The 14,116-nt window shown below is 67.1% G+C and carries 9 protein-coding genes and 2 rRNA genes; 3 read left to right on the top strand and 8 right to left on the bottom strand.

Annotation, left to right across the window (positions count from 1 at the left end; translation table 11 throughout):
* Positions 1–80: 80 nt before the first annotated feature.
* The 7 genes from LCG91_RS05740 to LCG91_RS05710 all read right to left on the bottom strand — a co-directional run bounded on the left by LCG91_RS05740 (position 81) and on the right by LCG91_RS05710 (position 10,311).
* Positions 81–3,209: ribosomal RNA gene (locus LCG91_RS05740) — 23S ribosomal RNA — on the bottom strand.
* A 425-nt stretch (positions 3,210–3,634) separates the two neighbouring features.
* Positions 3,635–5,156 (bottom strand): 16S ribosomal RNA (locus LCG91_RS05735).
* The 16S and 23S rRNA genes sit together here, the layout of an rRNA operon.
* Before the next feature lie 546 nt (positions 5,157–5,702).
* Complete coding sequence (gene rlmN / locus LCG91_RS05730; RefSeq protein WP_058728071.1) at positions 5,703–6,947, bottom strand: 23S rRNA (adenine(2503)-C(2))-methyltransferase RlmN; 1,245 nt, start codon at positions 6,945–6,947, stop codon at positions 5,703–5,705.
* 41 nt (positions 6,948–6,988) lie between these two features.
* Complete coding sequence (locus tag LCG91_RS05725; protein WP_058750442.1) at positions 6,989–7,987, bottom strand: C40 family peptidase; 999 nt, start codon at positions 7,985–7,987, stop codon at positions 6,989–6,991.
* A 127-nt stretch (positions 7,988–8,114) separates the two neighbouring features.
* On the bottom strand, positions 8,115–8,987 hold the full coding sequence (locus tag LCG91_RS05720; protein ID WP_224442779.1) for an alpha/beta fold hydrolase: 873 nt from the start codon (positions 8,985–8,987) through the stop codon (positions 8,115–8,117).
* A gap of 110 nt (positions 8,988–9,097) precedes the next feature.
* Positions 9,098–10,147 (bottom strand): helix-turn-helix domain-containing protein, encoded by a 1,050-nt coding sequence (locus LCG91_RS05715; protein WP_224442778.1) that lies wholly within the window; start codon positions 10,145–10,147, stop codon positions 9,098–9,100.
* Positions 10,144–10,311 (bottom strand): hypothetical protein, encoded by a 168-nt coding sequence (locus LCG91_RS05710; protein ID WP_161968855.1) that lies wholly within the window; start codon positions 10,309–10,311, stop codon positions 10,144–10,146. Before LCG91_RS05710 ends, LCG91_RS05715 begins: the two co-directional genes overlap by 4 nt.
* 334 nt (positions 10,312–10,645) lie before the next feature.
* Between LCG91_RS05710 and LCG91_RS05705 the strand changes: the two genes are divergently transcribed.
* The 3 genes from LCG91_RS05705 to LCG91_RS05695 are packed head-to-tail and all read left to right on the top strand — an operon-like array spanning position 10,646 to position 12,636.
* Complete coding sequence (locus tag LCG91_RS05705) at positions 10,646–11,359, top strand: class I SAM-dependent methyltransferase (protein ID WP_224442777.1); 714 nt, start codon at positions 10,646–10,648, stop codon at positions 11,357–11,359.
* A 10-nt stretch (positions 11,360–11,369) separates the two neighbouring features.
* The gene (locus LCG91_RS05700; protein ID WP_224442776.1) at positions 11,370–12,347 is read left to right on the top strand and encodes a DUF6807 family protein; all 978 of its coding nucleotides are present in this window, start codon (positions 11,370–11,372) and stop codon (positions 12,345–12,347) included.
* A gap of 34 nt (positions 12,348–12,381) precedes the next feature.
* On the top strand, positions 12,382–12,636 hold the full coding sequence (locus LCG91_RS05695) for a hypothetical protein (RefSeq protein WP_058750438.1): 255 nt from the start codon (positions 12,382–12,384) through the stop codon (positions 12,634–12,636).
* 39 nt (positions 12,637–12,675) lie between these two features.
* Here LCG91_RS05695 and LCG91_RS05690 read toward each other — a convergent pair whose 3' ends face one another.
* The gene (locus LCG91_RS05690; protein ID WP_224442775.1) at positions 12,676–14,091 is read right to left on the bottom strand and encodes a protein kinase domain-containing protein; all 1,416 of its coding nucleotides are present in this window, start codon (positions 14,089–14,091) and stop codon (positions 12,676–12,678) included.
* Positions 14,092–14,116: the final 25 nt, after the last annotated feature.

Raw genomic sequence — 14,116 nt, 5'->3', positions numbered from 1 at the left:
GTTTGATTCCCGATCGTCTGTCGGGAACCACAAAGTGGACGCGAGCCCCCCACCCACGAAGGGGTGACGGTAATAGTTGTGTTGTCAAGTCTTCGGCTTATTAGTACCGGTCAGCTCCACGGGTCGTTAGTCCCCGCTTCCACATCCGGCCTATCAACCCAGTAGTCTGCTGGGAGCCTCTCACACTCAAGGTGCATGGAAATCTCATCTCGAAGACGGCTTCCCGCTTAGATGCTTTCAGCGGTTATCCGGTCCGAACGTAGCTAATCAGCGGTGCCCTTGGCAGAACAACTGACACACCAGAGGTTCGTCCATCCCGGTCCTCTCGTACTAGGGATAGATCTTCTCAAATTTCCAACGCGCGCAGCGGATAGGGACCGAACTGTCTCACGACGTTCTAAACCCAGCTCGCGTACCGCTTTAATGGGCGAACAGCCCAACCCTTGGGACCTACTCCAGCCCCAGGATGCGACGAGCCGACATCGAGGTGCCAAACCATGCCGTCGATATGGACTCTTGGGCAAGATCAGCCTGTTATCCCCGAGGTACCTTTTATCCGTTGAGCGACAGCGCTTCCACAAGCCACTGCCGGATCACTAGTCCCGACTTTCGTCCCTGCTCGACCTGTCAGTCTCACAGTCAAGCTCCCTTGTGCACTTACACTCGCCACCTGATTGCCAACCAGGTTGAGGGAACCTTTGGGCGCCTCCGTTACTCTTTGGGAGGCAACCGCCCCAGTTAAACTACCCATCAGGCACTGTCCATGAACCCGATCAGGGTCCTACGTTAGACATCCAAAGTGACCAGAGTGGTATTTCAACAATGACTCCACGAACACTAGCGTGCCCGCTTCACAGTCTCCCACCTATCCTACACAAGCCACTCCGAACACCAATACCAAACTGTAGTAAAGGTCACGGGGTCTTTCCGTCCTGCTGCGCGTAACGAGCATCTTTACTCGTAGTGCAATTTCGCCGAGTTCGCGGTTGAGACAGCTGGGAAGTCGTTACGCCATTCGTGCAGGTCGGAACTTACCCGACAAGGAATTTCGCTACCTTAGGATGGTTATAGTTACCACCGCCGTTTACTGGGGCTTAAATTCAGAGCTTCGCCGCAAGGGCTAACCCTTCCTCTTAACCTTCCAGCACCGGGCAGGCGTCAGTCCGTATACATCGTCTTGCGACTTCGCACGGACCTGTGTTTTTAGTAAACAGTCGCTTCCCACTGGTCTCTGCGGCCTTCAACGCTCAACAACGAGAAGTCGTATCACGTGTCCGGCCCCCCTTCTCCCGAAGTTACGGGGGCATTTTGCCGAGTTCCTTAACCACGATTCTCTCGATCTCCTTGGTATTCTCTACCTGACCACCTGAGTCGGTTTCGGGTACGGGCGGCTGCAACCTCGCGTCGATGCTTTTCTCGGCAGCATAGGATCACTGATTTCCCCTTGACGGGTACGCGTCGGATCTCAGGCATGCAGACGACGGATTTGCCTATCGTCAGCCCTACATCCTTACACCAGGTTCACCTTACGGATACCATCGCCTGGCTCAGCTACCTTCCTGCGTCACACCTGTTCATACGCTAGCCGCACCAGCATGGGGTCGAGCGTTAGACCGGACACCATCACCCCGAAGGGATCCGGTAATCCGGGTTAGGACTCTTAGCACCACTGGATTAGCTTGGGCGGTTGTTCGCCGGTACGGGAATATCAACCCGTTGTCCATCGACTACGCCTGTCGGCCTCGCCTTAGGTCCCGACTTACCCAGGGCGGATTAACCTGGCCCTGGAACCCTTGGTCTTTCGGAGGACGGGTTTCTCACCCGTCTTTCGCTACTCATGCCTGCATTCTCACTCGTGTGGCGTCCACGGCTGGATTACTCCGCCGCTTCACTCGCCACACGACGCTCTCCTACCACTCCGCACGACTGAACCACGAAGGCTTGTCTGTGTGCGAAATCTACAACTTCGGCGGTGTGCTTGAGCCCCGTTACATTGTCGGCGCGGAATCACTTGACCAGTGAGCTATTACGCACTCTTTCAAGGGTGGCTGCTTCTAAGCCAACCTCCTGGTTGTCTGTGCAACTCCACATCCTTTCCCACTTAGCACACGCTTAGGGGCCTTAGTTGGTAGTCTGGGTTGTTTCCCTCTCGACGATGAAGCTTATCCCCCACCGTCTCACTGCTGCGCTCTCACTCACCGGCATTCGGAGTTTGGCTGACGTCAGTAACCTGTTGAGGCCCATCGGCCATCCAGTAGCTCTACCTCCGGCGAGAAACACGCAACGCTGCACCTAAATGCATTTCGGAGAGAACCAGCTATCACGAAGTTTGATTGGCCTTTCACCCCTATCCACAGCTCATCCCCTCCATTTTCAACTGAAGTGGGTTCGGTCCTCCACGACGTCTTACCGTCGCTTCAACCTGGCCATGGATAGATCACTTCGCTTCGGGTCTAGGACATGCGACTGAACCGCCCTATTCAGACTCGCTTTCGCTACGGCTGCCCCACACGGGTTAACCTCGCCACATATCACTAACTCGCAGGCTCATTCTTCAAAGGCACGCCGTCACCCCTACAAGGAGGCTCCGACGGTTTGTAAGCAAACGGTTTCAGGTACTATTTCACTCCCCTCCCGGGGTACTTTTCACCTTTCCCTCACGGTACTTGTCCGCTATCGGTCATCTGGGAGTATTTAGGCTTATCAGGTGGTCCTGACAGATTCACACGGGATTTCTCGGGCCCCGTGCTACTTGGGATACACATCCGGCCATAACACCATTTCGTCTACGGGGCTGGCACCCACTACGGCCCGGCTTTCAAACCGGTTCGACTATGATGCGCTGTAACCGCCCCAGTCCGGCAGAACTGAGCGACGTGTCCCACAACCCCGACCATGCAACGCCCGCCGGCTATCACACATGATCGGTTTAGCCTCATCCGCTTTCGCTCGCCACTACTCACGGAATCACATGTTGTTTTCTCTTCCTGTGGGTACTGAGATGTTTCACTTCCCCACGTTCCCTCTACCCGCCCTATATATTCAGGCGGGAGTCACCAGGTCGACAAGTCGCCTGGCGGGGTTTCCCCATTCGGAAATCCTCGGCTCACAGCTCGATTATCAGCTCCCCGAGGCTTATCGCAGATTTCTACGTCCTTCTTCGGCTCCAGATGCCAAGGCATCCACCGTTTGCTCTTAGAAACTTGACCACAAAGATTAAAATTGCGATCGACTCGACACCCGACCACCCCCGAAAGGAGATGATCATCGTCTCGAGCGATCTAAGATGCTCGCGTCCACTGTGTAGTTCTCAACATACGATCGGCACCACACTCCCCGAACCAACCAGTTCGCTTCATGCAGCCCACTCGAAGAACCAAGCGAACATCTGTCCGCCGGCTCAACCCCCGATCATCACGACCGGGAAGCCTGGTCCCTCAGGACCCAACAACGTGCACCAGCCGACCCGCTCACCCCGACCCGTTCCAACCAGCAAGCTGGCGTACTCAGGCCGGAAGCTGCGCTTCCGACTGCACTGTCAATGTTCCACCCATGAGCTACCGGCAACCACACTCGGGTTGCATCGGCGCCTGAACCGAACACCTGCAAGCAGGGCCGATCAGATGCTCCTTAGAAAGGAGGTGATCCAGCCGCACCTTCCGGTACGGCTACCTTGTTACGACTTAGTCCTAATCACCGATCCCACCTTCGACGGCTCCTTCCACAAGGGTTAGGCCACCGGCTTCGGGTGTTACCGACTTTCATGACTTGACGGGCGGTGTGTACAAGGCCCGGGAACGTATTCACCGCAGCGTTGCTGATCTGCGATTACTAGCGACTCCGACTTCATGAGGTCGAGTTGCAGACCTCAATCCGAACTGAGACCGGCTTTTTGGGATTCGCTCCACCTTACGGTATCGCAGCCCTTTGTACCGGCCATTGTAGCATGCGTGAAGCCCAAGACATAAGGGGCATGATGATTTGACGTCATCCCCACCTTCCTCCGAGTTGACCCCGGCAGTCTCCTATGAGTCCCCGCCATAACGCGCTGGCAACATAGAACGAGGGTTGCGCTCGTTGCGGGACTTAACCCAACATCTCACGACACGAGCTGACGACAACCATGCACCACCTGTACACCGACCACAAGGGGGCGACCATCTCTGGCCGTTTCCGGTGTATGTCAAGCCTTGGTAAGGTTCTTCGCGTTGCATCGAATTAATCCGCATGCTCCGCCGCTTGTGCGGGCCCCCGTCAATTCCTTTGAGTTTTAGCCTTGCGGCCGTACTCCCCAGGCGGGGCGCTTAATGCGTTAGCTACGACACAGAAACCGTGGAAAGGTCCCTACATCTAGCGCCCAACGTTTACGGCGTGGACTACCAGGGTATCTAATCCTGTTCGCTCCCCACGCTTTCGCTCCTCAGCGTCAGTTACGGCCCAGAGATCTGCCTTCGCCATCGGTGTTCCTCCTGATATCTGCGCATTCCACCGCTACACCAGGAATTCCAATCTCCCCTACCGCACTCTAGTCTGCCCGTACCCACTGCAAGCCCGAGGTTGAGCCTCGGAATTTCACAGCAGACGCGACAAACCGCCTACGAGCTCTTTACGCCCAATAATTCCGGACAACGCTTGCACCCTACGTATTACCGCGGCTGCTGGCACGTAGTTAGCCGGTGCTTTTTCTGCAGGTACCGTCACTTTCGCTTCTTCCCTACTAAAAGAGGTTTACAACCCGAAGGCCGTCATCCCTCACGCGGCGTTGCTGCATCAGGCTTTCGCCCATTGTGCAATATTCCCCACTGCTGCCTCCCGTAGGAGTCTGGGCCGTGTCTCAGTCCCAGTGTGGCCGGTCACCCTCTCAGGCCGGCTACCCGTCGTCGCCTTGGTGAGCCATTACCTCACCAACAAGCTGATAGGCCGCGAGTCCATCCCCAACCAAAAAATCTTTCCACCACCAGACCATGCGGCCGGCAGTCGTATCCAGTATTAGACGTCGTTTCCAACGCTTATCCCAGAGTCAGGGGCAGGTTACTCACGTGTTACTCACCCGTTCGCCACTAATCCACCCAGCAAGCTGGGCATCATCGTTCGACTTGCATGTGTTAAGCACGCCGCCAGCGTTCGTCCTGAGCCAGGATCAAACTCTCCGTAAAAAAATTACCAACCCACCACCGAAGCAGCAGGCCGAGTTGATCTTGACTGTAAAGACTGTCTACTGACAATCAATTCAATCCAAAAAGGAATTGTCTCCGACCCGGTCAGCAAGCCGACCAGGCACGGGGTCAAAATAATTGGCATTGACAATGTGCACGCTGTTGAGTTCTCAAGGACCAGACGCACCCCCCACTCAGCACCACACACGCGGTACCTCATCAGAGGGGCTGGAAGTTCGTTGCCGGGGAAGAACCGTGGCGGACAAGATCCCCAGGTGAACCCGGTGACCGTCTCGGCCGTTCCGTTCTCCGCCTCAGCGGCAACGTGATTACTCTACACACGCCCCAGCACCTCGGCCAACCGTGCCACCGCCCGGGCGTGTCGTCCCCCGACCTCCCCGAGAACTCGCGGAAGTCGGGGTACCGACGCCTGCCGAGGGCGACGGCCGGATCGGGTCTGACGCACCCCGGGAACGACGGGAGGCGCGGTGCGAACCCGCACCGCGCCTCCCGTCCGACCGAGCGGTCGTCCGATCGTCCGTCGACTCAGACGTCCGTCTCGTCGGCAGCGGCCAACTGCCCGCAGGCCCCGTCGATCTCCTTGCCGCGGGTGTCGCGGAGGGTCGTCGGGACGCCGGCGGCGTTGAGCCGGCGGACGAACTCGTCCTGCACGTGGGGCTCCGACGAGGTCCAGACCGAACCCGGCGTCGGGTTGAGCGGGATCGGGTTGACGTGCACCCAGCCCTTGCCGCGGGCGTTGAGCTTCTCGGCGAGCAGGTCGGCGCGCCACGCGTGGTCGTTCATGTCCTTGATGAGCGCGTACTCGATCGAGACCCGTCGGCCGGTCTTCGCGTAGTACTCGTACGCGGCGTCGATCGCCTCGTCGGCCTTCCACCGCGAGTTCACCGGGATGAGCTCGTCGCGCAGCTCGTCGTCGGGGGCGTGCAGCGACAGCGCGAAGGTGAGCGGGATGTCCTCGTCCGCGAGCTTCTTGATCGCCGGCACCAGACCGACGGTGGAGACCGTGATGCCGCGGGCACTCATCCCGAGGCCGTGCGGTTGCGGGGCGATCATCGTCCGGACCGCCTCGATCACGCGCTTGTAGTTCGCGAGCGGCTCCCCCATGCCCATGAACACGATGTTCGTGACGCGCTCGGCGTCGACGCGGTCCTGCCCACCCTTGCGCGGGTCGCCCCCGAGTTCACCGGCGGCGATCGCGGCGTTCGCCCGGACGATCTGCTCGACGATCTCGGCCGTGGACATGTTGCGCGTGAGCCCGGCCTGGCCGGTGGCGCAGAAGGGGCAGTTCATGCCGCAGCCGGCTTGCGACGAGACACAGAGCGTGATGCGTCCGGGGTAGCGCATGAGCACCGACTCGACCAGGGCGCCGTCGTGCAGCTTCCAGAGGAACTTGATCGTGTCGCCCTTGTCCGTCGCCAGGCGTCGGGTCTCGGTGAGGAGCGGCGGCAGCATCCCCGCCACGAGTTCCTCGCGCTGGGCCGCCGGCAGGTCGGTCATCGTCGCCGGATCCGACGAGTAGTGCGTGAAGTAGTGCGTCGACAGCTGCTTCGCACGGAAGCCGGGCAGGCCGAGCTCCTTGACCTTCTCGACGCGCTCCTCGACCGTCATGTCGGCGAGGTGCACGGGCGGCTTGCCGCGCTTCGGCGACGCGAACTGCAGGAGCGGACGCCCCTCGGAGTCCTGGGCCTGGGTCCACCCCTCGGTGCGCGGGCGCACCTGCGGACGAGCGGAGCGCTGCTCCTCGAAGGGGGTGCGGGTGTCGGTGGCCATCACTCCAGTTTACGGGAGGTGTGCAACTCCCCGTGGACGGGTCACTCCCCCGCGGGCAGGAGCCGCGCGAAGTGGTGTGCGTTCGGGTACACCGGCACGATGTCGACCGGGTCGCCGGGGTGCGGTGCCTGCAGCACGACGCCGTCGCCGAGGTAGATGCCGACGTGGTCCTCGTTGTCGAACACCACGAGGTCGCCGGGCAGGGCCTCGGACTGCGGGATCGTCGTGGCCACGGCGTCCTGCGACGGGACGTAGTGCACGAGCGGGATCCCGACGGCCGCGTACGCCACCATCGTCAGACCGGAGCAGTCGATGCCGGAGTGGCTCGCGCCGCCCTCGACGTACGGGTCGCCCATGTACTGCAGTGCCGTCGACACGATCGTGGCGCGCTTGCCGCCGGCGGAGAGCACCTTGGAGATGGCGGCCTCGGCCTGCTGCGTGGTGACGCCGTACTTCGTCACGATGGTCGGGTAGGACACGATCGTCGTCGTGGTCGTCATGCCGTCGGTCTGCACGACCGGCACCTCGACGTCGCGGGCGACCGTGAAGGACTGCGCGTCGTACGCGGCGATCGACGACGACGTGCCGTGCGACGTGGTCTGCGGAGCGGCGTCCGCGGGGACCGCGAGCGTCAGGGACGACGTGACCGCGATGGCCGGTGCGAGCAGGATCGCCGCCCGCTTGGCGTTCGCCGCGCGGCGGACGTGCCGCGGGTCGGCGGCGCGTTCGGCACGCAGGGCCGCGGACCGCGAGAGCACCGCAGCGCCGGCGACGGCGGTCGAGGCGACCGGACGCGGTGCGGCGAGCGCGACCGTGCGTGCGGGCTTCGCCGGCTGGACGAAGGAGGAACGGGCGACCGCGGGGCCGACGGCGGCCCGACGGCCACGGGGACGACGCGGCGCGGCCGTGTCCGCCACTGCCGGAGCAGCCACGGCGGGACCGGTCGGGGTCGCCGCCGTCCGAGTCGGCGCGGGAGCGACCGACTCGTGTGCGGTCGACGTGCTGCCGTCGGGGGCTGCGGGCAGGGCGTGACGTCCCATGGTTCCTTCCGGGTCGGCGACAGGATGATCCACCGACTCGGGAAGATAACGTATTGGTCACGAACCTGTGACCGGCTGGGCAGCGGCCCCGGTTCCCTGCGGTTCGTCACAGGCTCGGCGGCTGCGGTCAGCCCCGTGCGAGGTGGTCCCGCACCCGTGCCTGCACGGCGGCGGCGTCGTGGTGGTCCCAGAGTCCGAAGTGCGTGCCACCCGGCAGGGTGACGAGCTCGACGTCCGGCACGGCTACGGCGGCGCGGGCGCTGTGCTCCATCGGGACCTCGGTGTCCGCGTCGCCGTGCACCAGGAGCGTCGGCGCGCGGACGGCCCCGAGCTCGAGGTCCTCGACCGCGCCGAGCACCCGGACGTCGTTGTCCCACCCGGGTCGGTTGCGACCACCGGCGTTGCCGCTCGACGACAGGTCGAGCAGGACCCGGCGCCGCGGCCGGTCGTGCAGGACGTCCGCGACGTGTGCGGTGAGCGCGCGGCCACGCAGGGAGCTGACGCCGGCCTCGACGGTGCGGACGACGACGGACGGCAGGAGTCGCGCGGCGAACGCGGCGAGCGCCGCACCCGCGCGCGTGTAGGTGACCAGCCACTCCGCGAAGGACGGCGCGGGCGGCACCCACCGGGCCGAGAGACCGGCGACCACGACGAGCGCGCTGACCCGGTCCGGGTGACGGACCGCGAACCGGTAGGCGGTCGGGCCGCCTCCCGACCAGGCGAGGACCGCGACGCGGTCGATGCCGAGTTCGTCGAGGAGCGCCGCGTACCGGTCGGCCTCGTCGTCGAGCGACGGCTGGTCCGGCTCGAGGGTCGTGCCCGCGTAGCCCGGTCGGGCGAGCGTCACGACCCGGAAGCGGTCGGAGGGCAGGAAGCGCGCCATCGCCTCGGCGGCGGCGATGCCGCCGGGGGTGCCGTGCAGGACGAGGACCGGGGCGCCGGTGCCGCGCACGGCGACCGCGATCCCGCCGGTCCCGGTGCTCGGTGACGTCCGCTGCATCCCTGCACGCTACCCAGCGCACCATGGGGCGGTCCGGGGCTGCGCGATGGACGCGCCGAGTGCCTCCCGACCGACCTGCGGATCCGGACAGCCGACGGGCGGCGGCCCGCTCAGCCAGCGTGGGACCACCGTGTCCGGGCCGGGGTCCCCGCCACCGCGATCATCCGCCGTTGCCCCCGCAACGTCTCCCCCGGCGGTTCCCCGAAGCGCGCGGCGTACGCGCCGGCGAACCGCCCCATGTGCCGGAAGCCGCAGGAGGTCGCGACGGCCGCCACCGTGGTCTCATGAGCGTCGGCGAGCTGGAGCGCGAGCCGGGCCTTCTCGAGCCGGAGGTCCCGCAGGTAGGCGGTCGGCGTCGACTCCTCCTGCCGCTGGAAGGTCTCCTGGAGCGTCCGCACGCTGGTCTCGGCCGCGGCGGCGATCTCGGCGGCACTGAGCGGTCGGGCGAAGTGCGCGTACATGTAGGCCTTGGCGCGCTCGAGCGTCGCGACGGGCACGTCCGGGACCCCGCCGTCGGGGTCGGGGCGGAACGCCTCGAGGACGGCCTCGGCGAGGCGCAGGTCGAGCGCGGCCCGTGGACCGTCCACCACGTCGACGTCGAGCATCGGGGCGGCGAGCTCGCGCAGCGTGCGCTGCAGCGGCGCGAGTCGGGCGGTCGGGACGGCGACCGGGAAGGCCAGCGGCACGGGAGCGGCCGTCCCGCCGACGACCGCGACGGCCTCGAGGAAGTCCGCGTCGAAGTGCACCAGGTGCACCGTGCCGGGCGGCGCCGCCACCGTGAAGGGACGACCGGCCGGGCACATCACCGGGACACCCGGGCGGAGGGTGACGCCGTCCTCACGGTCCGGGTCGAGCACGATGCCGCCCTCGACCGACCACGCCAGCAGGTACTGCCGGCCGGGGGCGAGCACGCCGCCGTGGTGCGCCGAGACCGACGAGGTCCGGAGGCTGACCCGCCCGTCCCCGGTCGAGCGGTAGCGGTAGGAGAAGGGCGTGTCGCCGTCGGGACGGGACCACAGGTCGCGACCGTCGTACACGCCCTCGTGGAGGGCGCGGGCCTCGTCGGGTTCCGTGCCGCTGTGCACGACCTGGCGGACCGAGGTCCGGCGCTGTTCGATCGTCCGGTCCTCGGCGGGCGGGTCCTGGGTCGCGGTGATCACGTGCGGTCGCCGCGGCCGGGTCCGCGGACCCGCGCCAGGTCGGCGAGCGAGGGCGCCGGGGTGCCCTCCGGCACCGCCCAGCCGCGGCGTGCGGCACGGCGGAGGTGGCGGTAGGTGGTGACGCGGACCGGTTCGACCCGCTCGTCTGCCTGGTACGTCGACATGTCGTGCTCCCTGCATCACGACCGCCTGGCGTCCTGTGCCGTCCGGAGCGTCGGGGTGGCGCTGCCCACCCTGGTGGCTCCCGCGTGGCGTGGGTGCCGGACGATCTCGTCGTGTCGGCGACGGTACGCGCCGGTGCGCGGCGGCACGGTCACGGGACGCGCAGACCGCGCACTCTGGACGGAACGTCGTCGGGTGTGGGTCCGGTGTGCGACGGACGGGAGGCGCGGGGCGGACGGCCGTGTGCCTCCCGTCCGGTGGATGCTCGCGGTGGTCCGCGTTGCCGGTCCGGCAAGGATGCTTGCGGCGTGCGCCGCGGCGCGGTGCACTGGGCGCATGCACGCGCACGACGAGCCTGACCACTCCCACTCCGCCGCGCCCTCGGACGGCGCTCCCGTGGACGGGACGGCGCGCGAGTGGTGGGAGGCCCGGTACGCGGAACGGGACGGCATCTGGTCCGGCCGGGTGAACGCCGTGCTCGCCGACGTCGTCGCCGGACTGCCGGCCGGTGGCAGGCGGGCGCTCGACCTCGGGTGCGGTGAGGGCGGTGACGTCGTCTGGCTCGCGGAGCAGGGCTGGACCGTGACCGGAGTCGACCTCTCGAGGACGGCCGTCGAGCGCGGCGAGCGTGCGGCGCAGGTCGCCGGGGTGGCCGAGCGGACGCGGTTCGTCGCCGCCGACCTGGCGACCTGGGCCCCGGGTGCCGCGGAGCGGTTCGACCTGGTCACGGCGTCGTTCCTGCAGTCGTGGCCCGTCGAGATCCCGCGCGACACGATCCTGCACCGGGCGACCGCGGCCGTGGCCCCGGGCGGGCACCTGCTCGTCACGGCGCACGCCGCACCGCCGCACGGCGACCTGCCCGAGGAGATGCGGGCGTACCGCTTCCCCACGCCCGAGCAGGACCTCGCGGCACTGCAGCTCGACGACGGGTGGGACGTGGTGGTGGCCGAGGGACGTCCGCGGTCGAGCACGGGGCCGGACGGGGAGCGGCACGAGACCGTCGACAGCGTGGTGCTCGTACGGCGACGACCCGGTCAGGTCAGCGCGTAGCGTCGGACCGGTGGGGACGGACGGCGCGGCGGGAGCGGGCGGCACGCGCGGTGCGCCCGGGTCCCTCGAGGTCGCCGGGCGGCGAGTGGGCGAGGTGCTCGACGGTACGGACCTCCCCCGGGCATGGTCTCCACGACCGTTCGTGCACCCCGTGCGCACCCTGGGCGGCGTGGTGCTGACCGACCGGGGCCCCGACGACCACGCGTGGCACTCGGGCCTGGGGATCGCGTTGCCCGACGTCGACGGCGTCAACTGCTGGGGCGGGCCGACGTACGTGCCGGGTGCGGGCTACCGCTGGCAGGACGACCACGGCGTCGCCACGGTCGAGTCCGGGTTCGGGTCCGTCGCGTCCGGGTCCGGGTCCGTCGCGTCCGGGTCCGGGTCCGTCGCGTCCGGGTCCGGGTCCGTCGCGTCCGGGTCTGGGTCCGTCGCGTCCGGGTCCGTCGCGTCTGCGTCCGGGTCCGTCGCGTCTGCGTCCGTGGAGTGCGGCGCGTCGGACCGGTCCCGGCTGCGGGTGGGGATCGTCTGGCGCGGCCCGGGCGGTGACCCGCTGCTCCACGAGGACCGCACCCTCGCCTGGGGTCCGGCGCTCGAGGGGTGGCAGGTCACGTGGACCTCGTCGTTCCGCGCAGCCGGTGGCCGACGGGTGGTGCTCGGCAGTCCGGGCAGCCACGGCCGCACCGGGGCCGGGTACGGCGGCTGGTTCCTGCGCTTCGCGCGCTGTACGGACGTCGTGGTCCGGACACCCGACGGCTCGGGCGAGGACCAGGTGCATGGGTCGATCACGCCCTGGGTGTCGTGGACCGGGTCCTTCGACGGCGGACGGGCGCACGTGCTCGTCGAGGCGCTGGACCACCGCGACCCGTGGTTCGTCCGGGTCGCCGAGTACCCGGCCGTCGGATCGGCCCTGGCCTGGGACTTCCCCACCGTCGTCGCACCGGACGAGCCGCTCGTGCGGTCCTTCCGCGTGACGGTGTCGGACGCCTGACGGTCTGCGGCTGTCCTTCGCGTAGCCTCGCGGTGTGTTCCTGATCTTCGGTACCCGTGGCACCGACACCCTGCTCACCGTGGTCCGCTTCGTCTGCGGGGTGTGCGGGGTCCTGGCGGCGCAGCGGGTGGTGCGGCGGACGACGAAGCTCAGCCTGTTCTTCGTGCCGCTGATCCCGCTCTCGCGGTCCCACCGCAACGAGTGCGTCAACTGCGGTGCCGTGACCAGCATCACCGCGGAGCAGGCCGACCGCGCCGTGGCCTGGTCGGGCGACCAGCCGCGCGCCTGACGTCGGCGGGCTGTCGTCCGTGCCGGTCCGCGGTGCAGCTCAGCGGGCGCCGTCGAGCGGGAGCGCGTCGCTCGTCGTCCGCAGCCCCTCCTGCCGGAGCTCGAGCTGGGTGACGGCCAGGGCGGCGAGGTCGCGGAGGTTCGCCAGGTCGGCCTCGGACGCCTCGCGCGCGCGGACGTCGAGCACGGCGAGCGTCCCCACCGCGGTGCCGTCGTGCCGGAGCAGGGGGACGCTCACGTAGAACCGGATGCCGAGCGGCCCGGTGACGAGCGGACTCTGCCGCATCTCCGGGTGCACCGAACCGTCCGGGATCACCACGGGCACCGGCACCGGCGCGAAGCCGCTGCGGAAGCTGATGTTCCGAGCCGCCTCGTCGACGCCCTCGGCGATCCACGACTGCGACCACTCGCGGTCCTCGTCGAGCACGTCGACCAGGGCGATCGGGGCGTCGAAGAGCCGCGCAGCCATCGCGACCGTGCGCTGCAGCGACTCCTCGGGCAGCGCGTCGAGGGTGGCCGGACGGGACCCAGCCGGGGCCGCGTCGCCCGGGGCGGCGGTCGACGGTGCAGCGGTCGCAGCGGTGTCGGTCCTGGTGCCCGGGGTCGCGGCGTCGCCTTCCGCGCTCTCGGTGATCACGACGTCCCGCAGCATCGCGACGAGCTGCGCGCCGAGGGGCCGGTCCGCCGGGTCCTGAGCCGTCATGGCGCGGAGCAGGTGCTTCCAGTGCTCCGGGAGCGGCTCGGGGACGACGGGGTCCCGCGACAACCGGGCGATGGCGGACTCGACGAGCGAACCCGGGAACTCGCGACGCCGTGTGAAGCACTGGAGCAGCACGAGGCCGAGCGAGTACACGTCGCTGGCGGGTCCGACGTCGCCGCCGCGGGCCTGCTCCGGGCTGAGGTACGCGGCGGTGCCGGTCGTGACGCCGTCCGCGGTGAGCCGTTCGACCCCGGCGGCGAGGGCGATCCCGAAGTCGGTCAGCCGGGCCCGAGCCCGCTCGGAGCCGGTGCCGTAGTCCACGAGCAGGATGTTCGAGGGCTTGATGTCGCGGTGCACGACGCCGTGCGGGTGGATGTACTCGAGCGCCTCGGCCATGTCGTAGCCGATCTCGGCGATGTGCTTCGCGGAGAGCGGCCCGACCTCGAGCCGGGCCTCCAGGTCCTGGCCGACGACGAGCGACATCACGAGGAAGCGTCGCGGACCGCTCCCGACGACGTCGACCACTCCCGCGTCGAGCAGTCCGACCAGACCGTGGTGCTCGAGCGCCGCGAGGACGCCGAGCTCGGCCTCCTGCCGTGCCAGGTCGACGGAGCCCGGGTGGAAGAGCTTCACCGCGACCGGACGGTGCAGCACCTCGTCGGTCGCGCGGTACACGACGGACATCCCGCCCCGCCCGATCTCCTGCTCGAGCCGGTAGCGCCCGTCGAGGAGCGGCGCCGCGTCGTCGTGTCCCATGGGTTCCTCGTCGTCCTGTCGGTGG

The sequence above is a fragment of the Curtobacterium sp. TXMA1 genome, from assembly GCF_020162095.1.
In the GTDB taxonomy this organism is placed as follows: Bacteria; Actinomycetota; Actinomycetes; order Actinomycetales; family Microbacteriaceae; genus Curtobacterium.
Note: the sequence above shows the minus strand (reverse complement) of the source record. Positions and strands in the feature narration are given on the sequence as shown.